The organism is Cloacibacterium caeni (genome assembly GCF_907163105.1).
GTDB classification, from domain to species: domain Bacteria; phylum Bacteroidota; class Bacteroidia; order Flavobacteriales; family Weeksellaceae; genus Cloacibacterium; species Cloacibacterium caeni_A.
The window spans coordinates 1,666,143-1,686,748 of the sequence record NZ_OU015321.1 but is presented as its reverse complement, the minus strand read 5'-3'; the positions used below and the strand labels follow the sequence as shown (position 1 = coordinate 1,686,748).

22 protein-coding genes are annotated in these 20,606 nt (G+C 32.2%); 15 read left to right on the top strand and 7 right to left on the bottom strand.

All coding sequences use genetic code 11. The annotated features are described in order from the left end of the window. The first annotated feature begins 63 nt into the window (after positions 1-63). The 7 genes from KKQ76_RS07690 to KKQ76_RS07660 all read left to right on the top strand — a co-directional run bounded on the left by KKQ76_RS07690 (position 64) and on the right by KKQ76_RS07660 (position 5,104). Positions 64-912 (top strand): aldo/keto reductase, encoded by an 849-nt coding sequence (locus KKQ76_RS07690; RefSeq protein ID WP_213196642.1) that lies wholly within the window; start codon positions 64-66, stop codon positions 910-912. 6 nt (positions 913-918) lie between these two features. Further along, positions 919-2,046 (top strand): aldo/keto reductase, encoded by a 1,128-nt coding sequence (locus KKQ76_RS07685; RefSeq protein ID WP_213196641.1) that lies wholly within the window; start codon positions 919-921, stop codon positions 2,044-2,046. A gap of 31 nt (positions 2,047-2,077) precedes the next feature. Next, on the top strand, positions 2,078-2,557 hold the full coding sequence (locus tag KKQ76_RS07680; RefSeq protein ID WP_213196640.1) for a nuclear transport factor 2 family protein: 480 nt from the start codon (positions 2,078-2,080) through the stop codon (positions 2,555-2,557). A gap of 19 nt (positions 2,558-2,576) precedes the next feature. Continuing rightward, positions 2,577-3,488 carry a helix-turn-helix domain-containing protein gene (locus KKQ76_RS07675; RefSeq protein ID WP_213196639.1) on the top strand — a complete coding sequence of 304 codons (912 nt, stop codon included), beginning with the start codon at positions 2,577-2,579 and terminating at the stop codon, positions 3,486-3,488. A 54-nt stretch (positions 3,489-3,542) separates the two neighbouring features. Continuing rightward, positions 3,543-3,869: a fibronectin type III-like domain-contianing protein gene (locus KKQ76_RS07670; protein ID WP_213197491.1), complete on the top strand. Its 327-nt coding sequence runs from the start codon at positions 3,543-3,545 to the stop codon at positions 3,867-3,869. A 117-nt stretch (positions 3,870-3,986) separates the two neighbouring features. Further along, a complete protein-coding gene (locus KKQ76_RS07665) occupies positions 3,987-4,397 on the top strand; it encodes an Rrf2 family transcriptional regulator (RefSeq protein WP_213196638.1) in 411 nt (136 codons plus the stop codon). Between the two features lie 53 nt (positions 4,398-4,450). Continuing rightward, the gene (locus tag KKQ76_RS07660) at positions 4,451-5,104 is read left to right on the top strand and encodes an NAD(P)-dependent oxidoreductase (protein WP_213196637.1); all 654 of its coding nucleotides are present in this window, start codon (positions 4,451-4,453) and stop codon (positions 5,102-5,104) included. Positions 5,105-5,147: 43 nt separating this feature from the next. On the opposite strand, the gene KKQ76_RS07655 is transcribed toward KKQ76_RS07660, so the two are convergent. The 3 genes from KKQ76_RS07655 to KKQ76_RS07645 all read right to left on the bottom strand — a co-directional run bounded on the left by KKQ76_RS07655 (position 5,148) and on the right by KKQ76_RS07645 (position 7,570). Continuing rightward, a complete protein-coding gene (locus tag KKQ76_RS07655; RefSeq protein ID WP_158005944.1) occupies positions 5,148-5,291 on the bottom strand; it encodes a hypothetical protein in 144 nt (47 codons plus the stop codon). 56 nt (positions 5,292-5,347) lie between these two features. Beyond that, positions 5,348-6,579 (bottom strand): IS3 family transposase gene (locus KKQ76_RS07650; RefSeq protein WP_246501297.1). Its coding sequence is split into 2 segments (ribosomal slippage): positions 5,348-6,231 and positions 6,231-6,579, totalling 1,233 coding nucleotides; the frame shifts between segments, so codons are not numbered across the junction. 100 nt (positions 6,580-6,679) lie between these two features. Beyond that, the gene (locus tag KKQ76_RS07645; protein WP_213196636.1) at positions 6,680-7,570 is read right to left on the bottom strand and encodes a M23 family metallopeptidase; all 891 of its coding nucleotides are present in this window, start codon (positions 7,568-7,570) and stop codon (positions 6,680-6,682) included. 289 nt (positions 7,571-7,859) lie between these two features. On the opposite strand from KKQ76_RS07645, the gene KKQ76_RS07640 reads away from it, so the two are divergent. Together KKQ76_RS07640 and KKQ76_RS07635 are read left to right on the top strand one after the other, a co-directional pair. After that, positions 7,860-8,870, top strand: a complete 1,011-nt coding sequence (locus KKQ76_RS07640; RefSeq protein ID WP_213196635.1) for an NAD(P)H-dependent glycerol-3-phosphate dehydrogenase — start codon at positions 7,860-7,862, stop codon at positions 8,868-8,870. A gap of 84 nt (positions 8,871-8,954) precedes the next feature. After that, the gene (locus KKQ76_RS07635; RefSeq protein WP_213196634.1) at positions 8,955-10,253 is read left to right on the top strand and encodes an aminopeptidase P family protein; all 1,299 of its coding nucleotides are present in this window, start codon (positions 8,955-8,957) and stop codon (positions 10,251-10,253) included. Between the two features lie 37 nt (positions 10,254-10,290). On the opposite strand, the gene KKQ76_RS07630 is transcribed toward KKQ76_RS07635, so the two are convergent. Both KKQ76_RS07630 and KKQ76_RS07625 read right to left on the bottom strand, forming a co-directional pair. Continuing rightward, complete coding sequence (locus KKQ76_RS07630; RefSeq protein ID WP_213196633.1) at positions 10,291-10,923, bottom strand: alpha/beta hydrolase; 633 nt, start codon at positions 10,921-10,923, stop codon at positions 10,291-10,293. A 391-nt stretch (positions 10,924-11,314) separates the two neighbouring features. Next, complete coding sequence (locus tag KKQ76_RS07625) at positions 11,315-12,520, bottom strand: aminotransferase class I/II-fold pyridoxal phosphate-dependent enzyme (protein WP_213196632.1); 1,206 nt, start codon at positions 12,518-12,520, stop codon at positions 11,315-11,317. Positions 12,521-12,719: 199 nt separating this feature from the next. On the opposite strand from KKQ76_RS07625, the gene KKQ76_RS07620 reads away from it, so the two are divergent. Further along, a complete protein-coding gene (locus KKQ76_RS07620) occupies positions 12,720-13,178 on the top strand; it encodes an Lrp/AsnC family transcriptional regulator (protein WP_213196631.1) in 459 nt (152 codons plus the stop codon). Between the two features lie 85 nt (positions 13,179-13,263). Here KKQ76_RS07620 and KKQ76_RS07615 read toward each other — a convergent pair whose 3' ends face one another. Next, on the bottom strand, positions 13,264-14,019 hold the full coding sequence (locus KKQ76_RS07615) for an acyl-CoA desaturase (RefSeq protein WP_213189708.1): 756 nt from the start codon (positions 14,017-14,019) through the stop codon (positions 13,264-13,266). Between the two features lie 119 nt (positions 14,020-14,138). Then, positions 14,139-15,434 carry a tyrosine--tRNA ligase gene (tyrS, locus tag KKQ76_RS07610; protein WP_213196630.1) on the bottom strand — a complete coding sequence of 432 codons (1,296 nt, stop codon included), beginning with the start codon at positions 15,432-15,434 and terminating at the stop codon, positions 14,139-14,141. 289 nt (positions 15,435-15,723) lie between these two features. On the opposite strand from tyrS, the gene KKQ76_RS07605 reads away from it, so the two are divergent. The 5 genes from KKQ76_RS07605 (at position 15,724) to KKQ76_RS07585 (ending at position 20,567) form a co-directional block, all read left to right on the top strand. Further along, on the top strand, positions 15,724-16,272 hold the full coding sequence (locus tag KKQ76_RS07605; RefSeq protein ID WP_069797158.1) for an RNA polymerase sigma factor: 549 nt from the start codon (positions 15,724-15,726) through the stop codon (positions 16,270-16,272). A gap of 80 nt (positions 16,273-16,352) precedes the next feature. Further along, a complete protein-coding gene (gene lipA / locus KKQ76_RS07600; RefSeq protein ID WP_213196629.1) occupies positions 16,353-17,219 on the top strand; it encodes a lipoyl synthase in 867 nt (288 codons plus the stop codon). A gap of 28 nt (positions 17,220-17,247) precedes the next feature. Further along, positions 17,248-17,841: a Crp/Fnr family transcriptional regulator gene (locus tag KKQ76_RS07595; RefSeq protein WP_213196628.1), complete on the top strand. Its 594-nt coding sequence runs from the start codon at positions 17,248-17,250 to the stop codon at positions 17,839-17,841. A 36-nt stretch (positions 17,842-17,877) separates the two neighbouring features. Continuing rightward, positions 17,878-19,245 (top strand): DUF2141 domain-containing protein, encoded by a 1,368-nt coding sequence (locus tag KKQ76_RS07590; RefSeq protein ID WP_213196627.1) that lies wholly within the window; start codon positions 17,878-17,880, stop codon positions 19,243-19,245. 65 nt (positions 19,246-19,310) lie between these two features. Continuing rightward, positions 19,311-20,567, top strand: coding sequence for a CinA family nicotinamide mononucleotide deamidase-related protein (locus KKQ76_RS07585; protein WP_213196626.1), 1,257 nt, complete (start codon positions 19,311-19,313; stop codon positions 20,565-20,567). The last annotated feature ends 39 nt before the right edge of the window (positions 20,568-20,606 follow it).

Sequence of the window (20,606 nt, the reverse complement as noted above, 5' to 3'; positions counted from 1 at the left end):
GGATACCTTTTAAAAGTAAAGTTGTTAGACATTTGCATTATCAATTTTAAAACAAATTATTAAATGCAAAACGTAACATTAAACAACGGAATTGAAATGCCAATATTAGGTTTTGGAGTTTTTCAAATTCCTAATGAGAGTGAATGCGAACAAGCGGTTATTGACGCTATTAAAACAGGCTATCGCTTAATTGATACGGCAGCTTCTTATCAAAATGAAACCGCAGTTGGTAATGCTATCAAAAAAAGTGAAGTTCCAAGAAATGAACTTTTCATCACCACCAAACTTTGGGCTTCTGATATGGGCTACGAAAATACAAAATTAGCTTTTCAAAAATCTATAGATAAATTGCAATTAGATTATCTTGATTTATATCTTATTCATCAACCTTATGGCGACGTTTTTGGCTCTTGGAAGGCAATGCAAGAGTTGTATCACGAAGGAAAAATAAAAGCTATTGGTGTTGCAAATTTTCATCCAGATAGAGTAATTGATTTAATTATTAATAGTGGGTTTACACCTGCTGTTAATCAAATTGAAACGCATCCTTTTCATCAGCAAATTGAAACGCATCAATTTTTGACAGACAACAATGTTCAAATTCAATCTTGGGGGCCTTTTGCAGAAGGGAAAAATGATATTTTCAACAATGAAACGCTAAAAACTATTGCCGTAAAATACAATAAATCGGTTGCACAGATTATTCTGCGTTGGTTGACACAAAGAGGAATTATTGCCATTCCAAAATCAGTTCGTAAAGAAAGGATGAAAGAAAATTTTGATGTCTTCACTTTTGAATTATCAGAAACCGAAATGCAAACCATCACTACATTAGACAATAAAACCAGTTTATTTTTTGACCATAGAGATCCAAATATGGTAAAATGGATAAGCGAACGAAAATTAAAATAATTAAATATGAACAGAAGAGATATATTAAAAACCACAGGTTTGGCAATTGTAGGAACTGCATTGATACCATTTGACACTTTTGCACAAAATAAAAAATCTAAAAGTGATAATGTTCAACCTATTTTATCAGGTAAAAGAAAACTAGGAAAATTAGAGGTTTCCGCCATTGGTTTGGGTGTTCAAAATATGCCAAGAACTTACCAAACTACAATACCAAGTAGAAAAGAGATGCGTAACATCATTCACAAAGCATTTGATAATGGCGTAACTTTATTCGATACAGCCGAAGCTTATGGACCTTTTGAAAGTGAAAAAATATTAGGTGAAGCCACTACTTCTTTTCGAGATAAAATTGTAATAGAAACAAAATTTGGATTTGATATTGGTGGAGATGGAAAGCGAACTGGCGGACTAAACAGCCAACCCGAACATATAAAAAGCGTTGTGGAAGCTATGTTGAAACGACTAAAAACCGACAGAATTGATTTGTTATACCAACACAGAGTTGACCCAAATGTACCGATTGAAGATGTGGTTGGAGCAATAAAAGATTTAATAAAAGAAGGAAAAGTTTTGCATTATGGACTTTCGGAAGCAGGCGAAAACACCATTAGAAGAGCACATAAAGAACATCCTGTCACAGCCATACAAAACGAATATTCATTATTATGGCGTGGTGCAGAAAAATCCATTATTCCAATGTGTGAAGAATTAGGGATTGGTTTTGTTCCTTGGAGTCCACTTGGTGTAGGATTTTTGACAGGAGCTATTGATGAAAATACACATTTTGCACAAGGCGATTTCAGAAGTATGACTACTCGTTTTACTACTGAGAATATTGCTAAGAATATACCTTTAATAAATCTTGTAAAAAAATGGAGTGAGGCAAAAAATGTAACACCTGCACAAATTTCTTTGGCTTGGTTATTGGCTCAAAAACCTTGGATTGTTCCTATTCCAGGCACTACACAAATGTCACATTTGATGGGTAATATAGGTGGCGAAAATGTAAAATTGTCTTCAACAGAATGGAAAGCGTTTAATGAAGAATTAAATACCATTCAAGTTTTTGGAGAAAGATTTCCACCTTTTGTACAAGCTATGTCAGGCGTGGAAGCACCTTTGAAAAAATAAAATTCAAATAATAAACCAAATATTAATCAAAATGAAAGCGTTTATAATAGGATTATTTTTAATATTTGTAGGTACAATAGTCACTTTTGCACAACAGAATGTTAAATATTCTTTAAAACAAGAAAAAATTATTAATCTATCAAAACAAAAATGGCAGTGGATGGCAGAAAAAAATGTAGATTTATTGGAGAAATTGTTTGATGATAAATCAATGTTTATTCATATGGGCGGAACTTGGGGAAAATCTGAAGAGTTAACAACCATAGAAAGTGAAAATATTTGGTACAAAAAAGTAGAAATTTACAATGTAACTATAAACATATTTGGAAATACCGCTATCTTGCTAAATGATATAGATTTAATAGCTGTTGTTGGCGGGAATGAAGTTATAAATCCTTTGATGGTGACAGAAGTTTATATAAAAACCAAAGGAAAATGGAAAATGGCTTCACTTACTTTTTCACGGCTTGTAAGACCTGTTAAATATAACAACAATCACATCACTGATTAGCTTTAAAAATATGAAAAATATGAGTGAAAGTAAAGATATTAATAAAATAAAAACAGTATCCCAATATCATCAGTTGTGTGGATTACAAAGGCCATCACATCCTTTAATAAGTGTAACAAGACTAGAAGAAACTGATTTTTTATTGAATGCAAACTTCTGGAAACACTATAGTAATAATTTGTATGGTATTTCTATAAAAAGAGGAATGACATCTAAGTTAAAATATGGGCAAACTGATTTTGATTTTGACGATGGTGTATTAGTAACAACAGCTCCTAAACAAATTATTAGTATTGAAAAAATTGAAAACATAAAATTAATAGGACGGAAATTGATTTTTCATCCAGATTTTCTTCAAGGTTATCCTTTAGCTAAAACTATCCATAACTACAGTTTTTTTTCTTATTCAACTAATAAAGCATTGTTTCTTTCTGATAAAGAAGAAGAAATTGTTTTAAACCTTTTCAAATCAATTGAACAAGAATGCGCTAACAATACAGATAAATTTAGTCAAGATGTTTTAATTGCAAATATTGAATTGCTATTAGTACATATTGACAGATATTATAACCGACAATTCCTCACGCGAAAAAAAATAAGTAACGATACTTTGTCTAAAATGGAGGAAATATTGAACAATTATTTTGAAATAGAACAAACACAATTACCAACAGTACAATATATTTCTGACCAACTTAATTTATCACCAATTTATTTAAGTGATTTATTAAAAAATTTAACTGGACTTACTGCACAACAGCATATACACGAAAAACTAATTGAAAAAGCAAAAGAATTATTATCAACTTCAAATCTGTCTGTTAGTGAAATTGCATATCAATTAGGTTTTGAATTTCCACAATCATTTAATAAATTATTTAAGAAAAAAACTAATTTAACGCCTTTGGAATATAAACAATCTTTTAATTAATTTGTTAAATATTAATAAAATAATTATTCCAAAAAAAAAGTTTCAGGAAAAGAAATTGTAGAATTATACCTTTTTGCACCTCATAAATTGGTAGATAAACCGAATGCAGAACTTAAGGCTTTTGCCAAAACAAAAGAGTTAAAACCTGGCGAAAGCGAAATTGTTACAATGGAATTAAAACCAGAAGATTTGGCTTCTTTCGTTACATTGCAATCTTCTTGGATTGCCGAAGCTGGAACGTATAAAATTTCTATTGGAGCATCTTCTTTGGATATAAAACAAAGTGCAGAATTTCAGTTGAACAAAGATATTATTGTTAAAAAAGTACAACCTGTTTTTAAAGCAAAAAAAGAGTTTTCAGATTTAAAATCTAAAAACTGATTTTAACTTTTCATATAAATAGTTTTGACCTCAGTAATTGAGGTCTTTTTTTAAAGTTTTTAATGTAATGTAATAAAATTTGTTACAATTAAAAATTTTTATATATTTGCATCAGAAATGAACAATACTCGATTTTCCACAGCGCTTCATATTATGACTATTCTTGGTTCTAAACCAGAAGAATGGCATACTTCTGATTGGTTAGCTGGGAGCATCAATGTAAATCCAGTAGTCGTTAGAAAAGAAATTTCTGTACTGAGAGAAGTAGGTTTGGTAGAAAGCAAAAAGGGTAAAGAAGGCGGCACTAGATTAGGGAAAAACCTCAACCAAATTACAATTGCCGAAATTTACAATGCCGTAAAAAACTCAGAGGTTTTAGGTAAAAAAAATCAACATCCTAATCCTCAATGTGAAGTGGGGAAGGTGATTAATCAGCATTTGGATCTTCTTTTTTCTGAAACAGATGAGGTAGTGATGAATTTCTTAAAAGAAAAATCATTGAAAAATTTTATAGAACAGTTCAAATAAAATTTTTTAAGCATAAATGTAACAAAAATTATTACAATTTAAATTATATAAAAATGAAAAAAATAGCAGTAATAGGCGCTACAGGTTTTGTAGGCACTCAAGTAGTAAAAGAATTAGCAAATAGAGGATATTTTGTAAATGCTTTGGCTAGAAATACTTCTAAAATCGAAGAATCAGAAAATGTAAAAGCAGTAACTGCAGATATTTACAATACAACTGAATTATCAGAAATATTAAAGGGAAATGATGCGGTGATTAGTGCATTTAATCCAGGTTGGACGAATCCTAATATTTTTGAAGATTTCTTGAAAGGTGCTACTAGCATCGAAAAAGCGGTAGAAGAATCTGGTGTAAAAAGATTTATTACCGTTGGTGGAGCAGGAAGTTTATATATTGCTGAAAACCTTCAATTAATAGATACTCCAGAATTTCCAGCGGAGATTAAACCAGGCGCAGAAGCAGCCAGACAATATTTAGAAATTATTAAAAAGAATGAGAATCTAGATTGGACTTTCTTTTCTCCAGCCATAGAAATGCACCAAGGAACAGCGGGTGTAAGAAAAGGAACTTACAGAACGGCGCTAGAAAATCCTGTTTTTGATGAAGAGGGAAGAAGTGTACTTTCTGTAGAAGATGTAGCGGTAGCTTTGGTAGACGAATTAGAAAATAATCAGTTTGTGAAACAAAGATTTACAGCGGCTTATTAATCCATTAAATATTTTGAAACTGACTCATTAGAGTCAGTTTTTTTTATTGGTATTCGTCTCTTATTTCTTTACTTTTTGCAAAGCAAACTGGCGAAGAATTTTCATTGATAATGATTTCCTTCTTTTCCTTGGAATTCTTTTTTGTAGACTTCTGTTTGTCTTTTTTAGGAACTTTGTCTTTTTTCATGACCCAAAATTTTCACTAAAGTTGACTAATCCTAAAATAGGTTTACAAGTTTTACATTAAAATACCAATCCGGAAGATATTGATTTTCCGGATTTTTTGTGGATTGTTTCCGGGGTTTTCATCTTCAGACTAAGATGTGGTCTTTTGTTGTTGTAAATATAAATACTTTCTTTAACCATTTGTTTTAAATCCTGAATGTTTTTGCATTTATAAATTAAAAATTCCTGCTTCAATATTCCGTTTATTCTTTCTGCCAAAGCATTTTGATAACAATCATAGCCATCTGTCATTGAGGGTTTTATTTTGTTTTCAACAAGTACTTTCTGATACACTTCTGAGCAATATTGCAATCCCCTGTCTGAGTGATGAATAAGCGGAAGATGTGTTGTTCTGTTTTTAACGGCCATTTTCAGAGCTTTGACTACATTTTCAGCATTCATATTTTCACTTAATTCGTAACCCATTATTTTTCTGCTGTAAGCATCCGTAACCAAAGATAAATAACAGACATTCGTTTTGGTTTTTATATAAGTGATATCGCTTACAAATACCTGTTCTTTTCTTTTTAGGCAAGTCGTTTTCAAAAGGTTGGGGTGTTTTCTGAGCCAGTGTTTGGAGAAAGTTGTTCTTGTATATCTTTTCTTAGGATAAATAAGCAGGTTTTCTCTTCGTAAATAATTGAACAGCGCATCTCTGCCTATTTTTATCTTTTCAAGCTTGAACTTATTTTTAAGCAAATAATAAAGTTTTCTTGTTCCTATTCTGGGCTGTTCTAAACGAATCTCCTCAACGAATTGTTTAACTTTCTCCAATTCTTTTTCCCGAACACATAATCTTTGGCGCTGCTGGTAAATGGCTTGTCTGCTTATCCCAAACAATCTGCAGATTTTGGATAAACTCAATCCTTTTTCTTGGAGTTGTCTGACTGTTTGGGCGTAAACTTTTTTCGGATCTGTGTGCCGTATTGCTTGTCGGAGATATCAATCATCATATTGAGAACTTTGGTTTTCAGTTTCTCATCAGCTAATTCTTTCTCTAATCTTTTAATCTTTTCGGCGGGTGTTTCTTTGGATTGTAACATGGTATGAATGGTGGGTTTGCTCCAATCTAAATTACCATATTTTCTGAGCCAAACCAAAACGGTGCTTCTACCTTGGATACCGTAATGTTGTTGTGCCTGTTTGTAAGTGAATTCGCCCTTTTCTACACGGCTTACAATACCTAATTTAAAAGCCATTGTGTAATCTTGTTGTGTACGCTTTTCTACTGTCTTCTCTCGATTTTCCATAATAAGTCTATTGGGTGTAAACTTATTTTAGGACGGGTCAAGTTAAATAAAAAAAGCATCCAATCAAGTGGATGCTTTCTTCAAATTTTATATTTCAATTTTATAAATTCAGAAATAATTTAGGGTTTACAGGCGTGTTGTTCTTATGAACTTCGTAATGTAAATGTGGACCAGTACTTCTTCCTGAATTGCCAGATTGTGCGATTACTTCTCCCGCTTTTACACTTTGGTTTGCTTTTACATTAATTTTAGAAAGGTGAGCATAAAGTGTTGCTAAACCATTGCCATGACTGATGATTACACAGTTTCCGTAACCACTTTTTTGACCTGCAAAAATCACTTTTCCAGTAGCGGTACACATTACATCGCTACCATAACTTACGCCATAATCTATTCCTTTGTGGAATTGCATTTGGTCTTTTTCAGCAGGAGCAGCGTTTTTTGATGCTACGTTAACGTTGCTTTTGTTGATTACATTTCCAGCGCTGTCTTTTTCTATTTTTTCAGATGAAATAGCAAGAGGTCTTGCAGAAGCGAGTAGGATTTTCTTAGACGGAATAGGATTTTTTCTCATTCCGAAATTAGAAGATAGAAAGCCATTGTTTATAGGATGCCCTACTGGAACTTGTTGTAAACGTTTTTCTAATTCTACGAGATATTCAGAATATCTAGAACTCTGATTAGACAGATAAACCGAACTAGATAAGCTGTCTCTAGATAGAGCTTCTATACTTAGATTAGAAGCGTTTTTTGCCTTTAAATAATTGTTGATTGTTCTTACTGTATTGTCTACAGCAGCTAAATCATTTTTTAATTTAAAGAAATCTAAGCTGTCTTTTTGGGTGTTAATTTTTACTAAATTGACTTGATAGTTTTTGTCATCTTTTTCTGAATATAATTTTGCAATAACAAAACTTTGCAGAAGGATTACGAAAAGAAGAGCGCCCATGAATAGCTGAACATTCTTCTTTTTTATAAAAAATTTCTTCATTACTTTTTTCTCAGTTTTTCAATTTTTAGCGACGCCAAAATTAATTAAAATATTTTAAATCAATGTTTTTGCTCATCCAAAAACGATGAATTATGATAAAAATTATGCCAAAGTATTGTTAATAAAAGTATAAATTTGTTAAAAAATAATGGATTATTATTGCTTTTATTATACTTGAAACTCAGCAGATAAAGTCAATCTGTGAAATCTATTTTTGTTAATATGATTTTTTTAAGGTTTAGCTTCTCACTATAATTTGTATCTTTGTTTTTCTACCAAATTTTTTAAAATGGCTAAAAAGAAAGGCAAAACATTGCCAACTATTGGGGTTGTAGGAAGCGGCAGTTTCGCTACGGCAATTGTAAAAATGCTATTAGAAAATGCGAAATTGGTGCATTGGTGCGTAAGAAATGAGTTTGTAAAAGGAGCTCTAGAATTGCGCGGTCATAATCCTAACTACCTTACTTCGGTTACTTTTGATGTAAAAAAACTAAAAATCACTACAGATATTAATGAGTTGGTTTCTGCTTGTGATATCGTAGTTTTAGCAACTCCTTCTATCTATCTTGTAGATGCAATAGAAAAAATGACTTGCGATTACGAAGGAAAATTATTCGTTTCTGCAATCAAAGGGATTGTTCCTAAACATAATGATGTGGTAGCGCATTATTTAAGAGATGTTTTTAAAATTGGTTTCAGAAGTCAGGCGGTAATTGCAGGGCCTTGTCACGCAGAAGAAGTGGCGATGGAAAGATTGTCTTATCTTACCATTGCAGCAGCAGAAAAAGAACATATTGATTCACTTAGAGAACTTTTTACTTCGGATTATATCAAAGTAAGCTGTTCCAAAGATATTTTAGGCAATGAATACAGTGCTATTCTTAAAAATATTTATGCTATTGCAGCAGGAATTGCAAGTGGATTAGGTTATGGTGATAACTTTAATGCGGTTTTGGTTTCTAATGCAATTAGAGAAATGGAATTGTTTTTAGATGCAATCTATCCAGAGCACAGAGAAGTGAATGATAGTGCATATTTAGGAGATTTATTGGTAACTGCTTATTCACTTTTTTCTAGAAATAGAAATTTAGGAAATCTTATCGGTAAAGGTTATACCGTGAAATCTGCGGTGCAATCTATGAGCATGGTTGCAGAAGGATATTACGCAACTCGTGGAATTTATGAAATTGCTTACGAAAAGAAATTGAAAACGCCAATCATCAACACAGTTTTCAGTATTTTATACGAAGGAAAAGATGCCGAAAAACAATTTAAAAAATTAACGGAAAAATTAACATAAAAATTAACGGAAATTAATGATGCTAAAGCCTTATCGCTTTTTTCAAAATTCATTAACTTTACCAAACTTTCTAATTTTCATACAATGACAACTAAATACGAACAAATTTCTAGTTCACTTTTTATCAAAAATCGTAAAAAGTTTGTAGAAAAAATGCAGCCTAATTCTTTGGCTATTTTTAATTCTAATGATATTTATCCAGTAAGTTCAGACTCTACAATGCCTTTTGCGCAGCATAGAGATATTTTTTATCTGAGCGGAGTAGACCAAGAGGAGAGCATTTTGTTGATTTTTCCTGATGCTTATAATGAAGAACACCGTGAAATTCTTTTTTTAAGAGAAACCAATGAACATATCGCTGTTTGGGAAGGCGAAAAATTGACCAAAGAAAAAGCAACTGAAGTTTCTGGAGTGAAAACAGTACTTTGGTTATCAGATTTTGATAGAATTTTCTACAATTTGATGAACGAAGCCGAAAATATTTATCTCAATAGAAATGAGCATTATAGAGCGGTTTTAGAAGTGCAAACTCGTGAAGATAGATTCATCGAAAGAGTAAAAAGAGAGTTTCCGCTTCATGAAATTTTAAGAAGTAATCCTATTCTTCAGCATTTGAGAAGTATCAAAGAACCAGAAGAACTAGAATTATTACAAAAAGCATGTAACATCACCGAAAAAGGCGTGAGAAGATTGCTTTCTTTCGTGAAACCTGGAGTTTGGGAGTACGAAATTGAAGCAGAATTGATGCACGAATTTTTGAGAAATAGAAGTAAAGGTTTTGCGTATACACCAATTATTGCAAGTGGCGAAAACGCAAATGTACTGCACTATATTGCCAATAATATGCAATGTAAAGATGGAGATGTGATTTTACTAGATGTAGGCGCAGAATATGCTAATTATTCATCTGACCTTACCAGAATGATTCCTGTGAATGGTAAATTTACAGCGAGACAAAAAGAGATTTATAATGCGGTTTTAGACATGAAAAACTTTGCGACTTCCCTTTTAGTTCCTGGAAATAATTGGTATGATTATCATAAAGAATGCGGAGAATTCTACACGTCTAAATTCTTAGAATTAGGACTTCTAGATAAAGCAGATGTTCAGAACCAAGATAAAAATTGGCCAGCTTACAAAAAATACATGATGCACGGAACGTCTCACCATTTAGGTCTTGATACCCATGATTACGGAATTCTAAAAGATAAATTTGTGGAAAATATGGTGTTTACTGTAGAACCGGGAATTTATCTTCCTGCAGAAGGTTTCGGGGTGAGAATAGAAGATGATATGGTGATTCAGAATTCTGGGCCTGCTTTTAATCTGATGAAAAACATTCCGATTGAAGTAGAAGAAATAGAAGAATTGATGAATTCTTAAATAATAAAAAGGTGTTTCTGAATCAGAAACACCTTTTTTATGATTTAAAGAAGTTAATTAAATCCATGTAATTTTTTTGATTCACGCCATGTCCGTTCATGTATTCTCTGAAAGTGAAAAATGCGCCCAATTCATACAAAAAGTCTGCTGCTTTTCTTCCCCATTCTAATGGAATTACGGCATCTTCAGTTCCATGAGAAATAAAAAATCTAAGATGCTGAATTTCTTTTTTGCCTTTAATATTTTTAAGGATTTTAGGTTCTGGATAAGCACTTAAACAAGCGATTTTCTGAAAATATTCCGGGTAAGTAAGCGTCATAGCAAACGTAAGAATTCCACCTTGCGAAAATCCCATCATATTGGTTTTCCCTTCTAACTGATAATGATGTTTTAGGTTGTCAATAGATTTCATAATCGCTTTCATAGAATCTACCGCCTGTTCTACATCTATAAATTTTTCAGCATCGTTAAAATCAATGTCGTACCAAGAAAAACCATTGTAGTCGGTCATTTTTGGAGCTCTATAACTCACGATAATCCAATCTTCTGGCAAATCATGACGAAAAGAAAATAAATCTTCTTCATTACTTCCATAACCATGAATCATCACCAAAAGTTGAGTATGTGGGGTAATATTTTCGGGTTCTCTTACGATAAATTGTAAATCCATATTGCAAAGATAATTTTTTAAAATTTGATAAGGAGCAAGACGTTTTGTAAATTCTTTCAACCGCAGACCAGCTTTCCGCTGCAATCTTTTTTCAAAAAAAAAGGATTTCCGCTGCAATCTGGGCTATAAATTGGCTTCCGTTTCTTTTCACTTTACCAATATTTTGCCAAATAAAAAAAACTGACACATGGTCAGTTTTATAAATTATCAAAATTATTTTTTTTTTTGAAAAATGAATGAAGATTGACATTGCGTTCCTACGGAACGCCTTTGATAGCGTTATTATTAATTTCTACACACATTGCGTTCCTACGGAACGAAAAATCACCACATCATCAAATTATCACATTATCACATTATCAAATCACCAAATTATCGCATCATCAAATTATCACATCAAAATCCCCACTTTCACCATACAAGCTTTCATCTTTTGATAAGTTCTTTCAATGTCATGGTCTAAACCAATTGAAAATCTAATTAAACCGTCAGAAAGTCCCATGGAAATTCTTTCTTCTTCAGGAATTTCAGATGAGGTAGAACTTCCGCTGCAAGAGAATAATGTTTTGTAGAAACCTAAACTTACGGCAAGGTAACCTAAGTTTTCCTGTTGCATCATTTCCATTAATTCATTGGCTTTGTCTACGGTTCCAGCATCTAAAGTTAATAAACCACCAAAACCATATTCTTGATGCATCATAGATTTCATGAGTTCATGATTTCTGTGAGATTTTAAACCAGGATAATTTATTTTCAGACCATCTTTTTCGAATTTTTCAGCGAGATACATTGCGTTTTCGCTGTGTTTTTTCATTCTGATGTGTAAAGTTCTTAGGTTTTTCAAAATACTTGCGGAACGAAAACTATCCATAGTTGGACCGAGAAGCATACAACTTCCGTTATTTACATTTTTGGTGTCGTCTATAAATTGTTGAGATGCGCAATAAACGCCGCCAACTGTATCGCTGCTTCCGTTGATGAATTTCGTTAAACTGTGAATCACAATATCTGCACCTAATTGAATAGGCGAAATCTGAAGTGGAGAAAACGTATTGTCAACAATCAGTTTTAAATTATGTTTTTTACAAATTTCAGATAGTTTTCTTAGGTCTGCTACTTCCAATAAAGGATTGCTCACGCTTTCGCAATAAATCACCTTCGTATTAGGTTTGATGGCGTTTTCTATTGCTTCAAAATTATTAATGTCTACAAAGCTTGTATCAATGTTAAAAGGAGGCAGAAAGTTTTTTAAGAATGCGTAAGTTCCACCATAAATTGTTCTGGCTGAAACAATGTGGTCGCCACTTTTACAGATTTGAAGTAAGGTAGAAGTAATCGCGCCCATTCCAGATGCGGTAACATTCGCTGCTTCTGTTCCTTCCATTTTTGCTAACGCTTGAGCTAAATATAAATTCATCGGAGATGAATGTCTGGAGTACAAATAACAACCTTCTGCATTGCCTTCGAAAGTATCGAACATGGTTTTTGCAGATAAAAAAGTATAAGTTGAACTGTCAGAAATTGAAGGATTTACACCGCCGAATTCCCCAAAATATTGTAAGTCTTGAATTGCATTTGCTGCATCGAAATTTTCCATAATATTGAATTTTAATGTAAGAAATTTTCCGTCCTTTAGGATTGAGGAAAATAAAATTTCTGGTAATAAAATTCTAAAAATTCCAACTTTTTTACAATGAATATTTTTAATTATAGAAAATAAATCTGTTAAATTTAAAATTAATAGAAAAATTTATGATTATATTTGATTTTTGTAAACTTTTTCCAAAAAATAATCTATGGAACTCGACTCAATTGATAAAAAATTGCTCTATTTTCTTCAGGAAGATAGCAAACAAACGACTAAAGAATTGTCTCACAAGTTAGATTTGTCTGTGACAGCGGTTTATGAACGCATCAAAAAATTAGAAAAACAAAGTGTGATTTCTAAATATGTTGCCATTATTAATAGACAAAAAGTGGAGAGGAATTTTATCGTTCTTTGCCACGTGAAATTAACTCAACACAAAAAAGAATATGTCTTGCAATTTGAAAAAGAGATTATGACTTTACCAGAGGTAACGGAATGTTTCCACGTAAGTGGCGATTATGATTATATTTTAAAAATTTGTGTGAAAAATATGGAAGAATACAGAAGTTTTATGGTGACCAAACTCACTACTTTACAACACATTGGTTCCACACACAGTTCTTTTATGATTGCCGAAGTGAAAAATACTACTACGATTGAGGTGTAGAAAAACCTTCAAGGATTCAAAATCCTTGAAGGTTTGGTTAGATAAAAAAAACACGCAAATCTGCGTGTTTTCTATTTTGTAAATTTTAGATTTCTCTTTTTGGAGTGGCCATCACTCGGTTCATTTTAATCCAACCTAATTTTTCTAAGAGTAACATAATCATGTACGTAACATCTATTTCGTGCCATCTTACGCCACCGAAATTAGCTCTTCCTCCGAACTTGTGATGATTGTTGTGATAACCTTCGCCAAGCATTAACCAATCAAAACGGAACAAATTTTTAGAAGTGTCATTCACTTTGAAATTTACGTATCCGTAAATATGACCAAACCAATTGATAATCATTCCGTGAATTGGAGCCATTAAAATAGCCACAGGTAATAATAACCAATGCCACCAATATTCAGAAAAAATAATAAAGAAAACAGTGTAGAATGCTCCCCAACCAATTCTTGAGTACCATGAACTGGCAAACTTATCGAATGATTTCCATTGAGGAACGTTTTTGGTGAATTTTTCTTCGATGGCAATTTTTTGCTTATTGATTTGTTGGTAAACATTTTTCGTTCTCCACATCATTGCCAGTGGATTAGGGTCGTATTTTGGAGAATGCGGGTCTTTTTCTGTATCAGCAAAAGCGTGATGCATTCTGTGCATTACACCATAACCATACGCTGAAAGATAATTAGAACCTTGGGTAATCCAAGTAAGAATAAAACACAATTTTTCACCAAATTTAGACATAGTGTAAGTTTGATGTGCTGCGTAACGATGAAGGAAAAAAGTTTGAAAAAATAGTCCTGAATACCATAGGACGATGATGAAAATAATAATAACCATTAATAAGAATTTATAAAGTGACAAAGGTAGACAATTGAAAAATGAATGATAACAAAAAACACGCTCTAGAGCGTGTTTTTATAATTTATTTAACTATGCAAAGCGTTGTAAATTTTATTTTAGACCGCTTTTACAATAAAATATTGTTTTTTACCTTTTTGCAGGAGTAAAAATTTGCCGTCAATCAAATCTTTTTCAGCAGCTACGAAATCGTCTTTTACTTTTTCTTTGTTTACAGAAATAGCGTTTCCTTGTAATTCGCGTTTTGCTTCACCTTTAGATTTTAGAAAACCAGATTTTTCTGATAATAAATCAATAATGTTACTTCCTAAAACGTCTGATTTAGCTACTTCAGCTTGTGGAACTCCATCAAAAATCTGTAAGAATAATTCTTCGTCTAAACTTACTAAATCTTCTGCTGTACTTCTGCCGAAAAGAATTTCAGAGGCTTTTAATGCCTTTTCGTATTCTGCTTTTCCATGAACCCAAATCGTAACTTCTTCAGCTAATTTTTTCTGCAATTTTCTTTCGTGTGGAGCAGTTTGGTGCTCTTCAACCAAAGATTCTATTTCTTCTTTTGGTAAAAAAGTATAGTATTTAATGAATCTTTCAGCATCTACATCTGTTGCATTTAACCAAAATTGGTAAAATTTATACGGAGAAGTTCTTTTGGTATCTAACCAATAATTTTCTCCCGCTTCAGATTTCCCGAATTTAGAACCATCAGCTTTCGTGATTAATGGTACGGTTAATGCAAAAGCTTCGCCTTGTGCTTTTCTACGGATTAATTCTGTACCTGTGGTGATGTTTCCCCATTGGTCAGAACCACCCATTTGTAATTTTACTCCGTTATTTTTGTATAAATGTAAGAAGTCGTAACCTTGTAATAATTGGTAGGTAAATTCTGTAAAACTCATTCCGTCAACTCCAGCTTCGCCAGAGAAACGTTTTTTCACAGAATCTTTTGCCATCATATAATTTACGGTAAGGTGCTTCCCAATATCACGCACGAAATCCAGAAACGTAAACGTTTTCATCCAATCGTAATTGTTCACCAATTCCGCTTTATTCGGTTCGTTGCCTTCAAAATTTAGAAATCTAGAAAGTTGACCTTTTATGCAATCTACATAATGGTTAAGCGTAGCCTCGTCTAATAAATTTCTCTCTGAAGATTTACCAGAAGGATCACCAATCATACCAGTTGCACCACCAACTAGAGCAATTGGTTTATGACCGTGCTGCTGAAAATGTGCCAAAATTTTTATCTGAATCAAACTTCCGATATGAAGCGAATCTGCGGTAGGATCAAAACCAATATAAGCAGTCGTCATTTCCTTATTCAGTTGTTCATCAGTTCCTGGCATCATATCAGCGTACAAACCGCGCCATTTTAGTTCTTCAATAAAAGCGTTCATTTTCTTAAAAATTTTGAATGGCAAAGATAAGAAAAAAGAGCCAAGTAAAAAGTAAAAAGAGTCAATAGAAAAAGCAATTCTATTCACTTTTCTTAAAGTTTGTTTATTCAAACCTTCAAGGATTTTAAATCCTTGAAGGTTTAATTAATTTGAAAACAATCGACGCTCGTGAAGTTTATATTGAGCTTGTCGAAATGCTCGCGCCATAAATCTTATAGACAAAATCTTATCATTTTTTACTTGGCTCTTTTTACTTGGCTCTCACAAAATCCTTATCTTTGCATTTGCAATGGAAAAACCAGAACTTTTACAGCTCATCTTTTTGGCCAAAGAGAAGAATCAGAAAGCGCAAACGAAACTGATTAATCAATTTTGGACAGACGTTTTTTCTTTCGTGATGAAAAAAGTACACGACGAAAACGCAGCAGATGAATTGACGGTTTCTGTTTTTTCTAAAGTATTGGCAAAATTAGATTTGTATGATGAGAATTTCCAGTTTAAAACTTGGGTTCTTACCATCGCTCAAAATACAGTAATAGATTATTGGCGCAAAAAAAATCGAGAAACCGAAGAAACAATGGACGGTTTTCAGGATTTTAAAAATCAATTCGAAAAATCTCCTGAAGAAATCATGATTTCTGTGCAGGAAGAGAAAAAAATCATCGATGCGGTTGCCAAAATGGACCATAATTATCAAAAAATTATCCATTTGAGATTTTTTGAAGAAAAAAGCATCAAAGAAATTGCAGAAGAACTCAATCTTTCTGTTGCCAATACTAAAGTGAGAATTATGAGAGCCAAAAAAGTTTTGGCAGAATTGTTAAACGAAAACGAGTAAAATCTCTCGCTGATTATACAGATTGAGCAGATGAAAATCAGCCGAATCAGCTAAATCTGTGAGAAAAATTTTAGATATTTATGGAAAATCAAATTCAAGATACCACTACCAATAAACCAAAATGGATTCGTGTAAAACTTCCTACAGGAAAAAATTACAGAGAACTCAGAACTTTGGTTGATAAATATAAACTGAACACTATTTGTCAAAGTGGTTCTTGTCCGAACATGGGAGAATGTTGGGGAGAAGGAACCGCCACTTTTATGATTTTAGGAAATATCTGCACCAGAAGTTGCGGATTTTGTGGCGTAAAAACAGGAAAACCTCTTGATGTAAACTGGGACGAGCCCGAAAAAGTAGCACGCTCTATTAAATTAATGAAAATCAAGCACGCCGTTTTAACTTCTGTTGACCGAGATGATTTGAAAGACATGGGTTCTATAATTTGGGCAGAAACCGTAAATGCGGTGCGCAGAATTTCTCCGGGAACGACTATGGAAACGTTGATTCCAGATTTTCAAGGGATTCATAAACATATCGATAGATTGGTAGAAGTGGCACCAGAAGTGATTTCTCACAACATGGAAACCGTAAAAAGACTAACCAGAGAAGTGAGAATTCAAGCGAAGTACGAGCGTTCTTTAGAAGTGTTAAGGTATTTAAAAGAAGCAGGACAAAACCGTACCAAAACAGGAATTATGCTCGGTTTGGGCGAAACCAAAGAAGAAGTTTTTGAAACCATTCAGGATGTGAGAAATGCGAATGTAGATGTAATTACGATTGGGCAATATCTACAGCCAACCAAAAATCACCTTCCTGTAAAACGTTTTGTAGAATTGGAAGAGTTTGAAGAATATAGAATTTTTGCGGAACAGTTAGGTTTCCGTCATGTAGAAAGTTCACCTTTGGTTAGAAGTTCTTATCACGCAGAAAAGCATATTCATTAATAGAAGATACTTTTAAAACTTAGTAAAATTGGAAATTGCAATACAGCTATATCTCAATTCGTATAAAAAAATAAATCCAGAATTAACGGATGAAGAGCTTGAGTTTGTAAAACCAACTATCTCAATTTTAAAACTCAAAAAAAAGCAAATTCTCATTCACGAAAATGAAATTCAAGACTCAATTGCTTTTATCTATTCAGGATTGATTCGATCTTATTTTATAAACGAAAATGGAAAGGAAATTAACAATGCATTCTTTTCAGAGAATGAATTTGTTACTGATTATCTTTCGTTTATAAAACAGCAAAAAACTAAATATACTTTTGAATGTTTGGAAGATTGCACTTTGATTTCTATCCCTTTTGAAACTGTAGAAACTGCTTATGATAAGTATAAAAATTTTGCGAATTTTGGAAGAAAAATTGCGGAATGGGCCTTGGAAAACAGGACAAAAAAATATGAAAGTTTTCTTTATGAAACAGCAGAAGAAAGGTATTTGCGGTTTATTGATGAAAACAAATCTATACTAAACAGAATATCATTATCTCATCTTGCATCCTATCTCGGAATTGAGAGGCAATCTTTAAGTAGAATTCGTTCTAGAATTTTGTCACAAATGTGACATAAAAATCAGTTGAATTGTTTTTAGTTTTACAAAATGAAAAAAACAATTTTATTAATCAGTATTTTTATTTATCAAATTTCAATTGCTTGTTCTGCATTTTACTATAATGGTGAAAACAAAATTCTTGCAAAAAATTTTGATTGGGGATTTGGGCAAGGCTATTTAATTAAAAATATTCGTGGACAACAAAAATACTCGTATGGTTTTCGAGGAAATAATGTTGCAGGTTGGATTTCTAAATTTGGATCAATCACATTTAACCAAAATGGCAAAGAATTTCCTTATGGTGGCATCAATGAGAAAGGTCTTGTCGTAGAACAACTTTGGTTGGGAAATACAGAATATCAAGAAAATAACAATAAAACTATTTCTGAATTAGAATGGATTCAATATCAGTTAGATAATTATGAAAAAGTTGATGAAGTTATTGAAAATATTAATAGTTTAACCATAAAGCCAATTGCAAGAATTCATTATTTTTTGGCCGATAAGAATGGTGTTTCCGCAGTAATAGATTTTGTAAATGGCGATGTAAAGATTGATAGAAAGCAAGATAAATTTCAGGTAATTACCAACGAAACTTCAGAAGATTCTAAAAAATATTATGATTTTAGTAAAGATATAAATCCCAATTCCAGAACCCATTTTGATAGATATTGTATTTTAAGAAACAATCTTAATATAAAGAGTTTGGATATTCAGGATTCTTTTGAAAAATTAGATTTGGTAAGGGAAGATAGACCAAATTATAAATCTTTTTGGAGTATTGTTTATGATATTGATCATTTGGAATTTTATTTCAAATCCGTCGATAATTCAAGCATTAAAAAGGTGTCGCTGAAAGATTTTAATTTTGATAAAAATTCAATTGCAGAGTTTAGTCCTATAAACGCCAATAAAATTAATTTTCAGCCTTATACATTAGAAGACAACAAAAAACTGTTAATTGAAACGGCGAAAATGATGAATATTGAATTTGATATTGAAAAGGCGAATGTACATCAAATGAATCCAAATGAAATTAGAGTTGATGAAATTTTTAAAAACAAATATTCTGATTTGTTGATTGAGTTTGTAACAAAAAAATTGAGTGGAAATATCTGGTTCACAATAGCAAAAGGAGAAGATAATTTCAAAAATTATAAAGGTTTTATAAGTGGAATTTTGCCAGTAAAAAACAAAGTAAATCGAAAAATGTTGTATGTTTTTCCAAGAGGCGAATTTGCAGTTGCTTGCTTTCAAGACACAGATAACAATTCCAAAATAGATAAGAATTTTTTAGGAATCCCAATAAATACAGGATTTTCAAACAACAAAAGAAAATTTTTTGGAATTCCGCCCAATTATAAATCTGCATTAATTAGTGATGAACCAAAATTTTTAAAAATAATTGTAAATTAATATAATAACTCGCTTCATTGCGAGTTTTTCTTTTTAGGTTAAAGAATTTTCAATAATTTTATCCAATGAAAAACGCTGTCCTTATTACGATAGGAAACGAGGTTCTGTCTGGAACTACGGTAGATACCAACTCTAATTTTATTGCAAAAGAATTATCAAAAATTGGGATTTCTGTTTCGCAGATTTTTACCATTTCAGATGAAATAGAAATTATTAAAAATACATTACAATCTGCCTTTCAATTGACTGATTTGGTGATGACAACAGGCGGACTTGGCCCGACCAAAGATGATAAAACCAAGAAAGCTTTTTGTGAATTTTTCAATGATGAAATCGTTTATGACGAAGAAACTTTTCAGCATCTGAAAACCAGATTAGAACGCATCGGAAGGTTAGAAATCATCGAAAGAAACAGAGAACAAGCCATGATTCTTTCTAAATCTAAAGTTTTCCAAAATCACAACGGAACTGCACCGAGTTTAATGGTAGAAGATAACGGCAAAATAGCGATTTGTCTTCCTGGTGTTCCTTATGAAGTGAAACCTCTAGTTAAAGACCAAATTATTCCTTATCTACAAAAAGAATTTGAATCTAATTTTTTGAAAATTAGAACCGTTTCTGTGGTGAATTATCCAGAAAGTTTATTGTCTGATGCTTTAGAAGACTGGGAACTGAATTTGCCTAAAAATTTTTCACTTTCGTATTTGCCAATCGCCAATAGAGTGAAGTTGAAATTAACGGCTTCAGGAAAGGATTTAGACGCTTTAGAAATTCAATTAGAAGAAGAAATTTCTAAAATTAGACCATTGCTGAAAGCGCACATTATTTCTGAAAATGGTGATAAAATAGAAGAAATTTTACATGATTTTTTAATTTCTAGAAATTTGTCGATTTCTACTGCTGAAAGTTGTACTGGTGGAGAATTATCACATTTAATAACAAGTGTTTCTGGAAGTTCTAATTACTTTTTAGGTGGAATTTGCACCTATAAAACGGAGAAAAAAACGGAGATTTTAGGTGTTTCAGAAGATTTAATCAAAGAGAAGACAGTGGTTTCAGCAGAAGTTGCGGAAGCGATGAGTTTGGGTTGCCAGAAATTATTTAAAACGGATGTTGCACTTTCTACCACTGGAGTTGCAGGACCTAATTCAGATGAATTTAATTCAGAAATTGGCACTGTTTTTTATTCGATTAGAGTAAAAGATTTCGAAAAAACTTTCAGATTGTATCTTCCTCATTTAGAGCGTAAAGATTTCATGAATTTTGTTTCGCAGAAAGTTTTGCAGGATTTAATTCAGATTTTAATTCAAGAAAATCTTTAAAAATCGCCTTTCTCATGTAATAAAATGGCGCAAACAGTT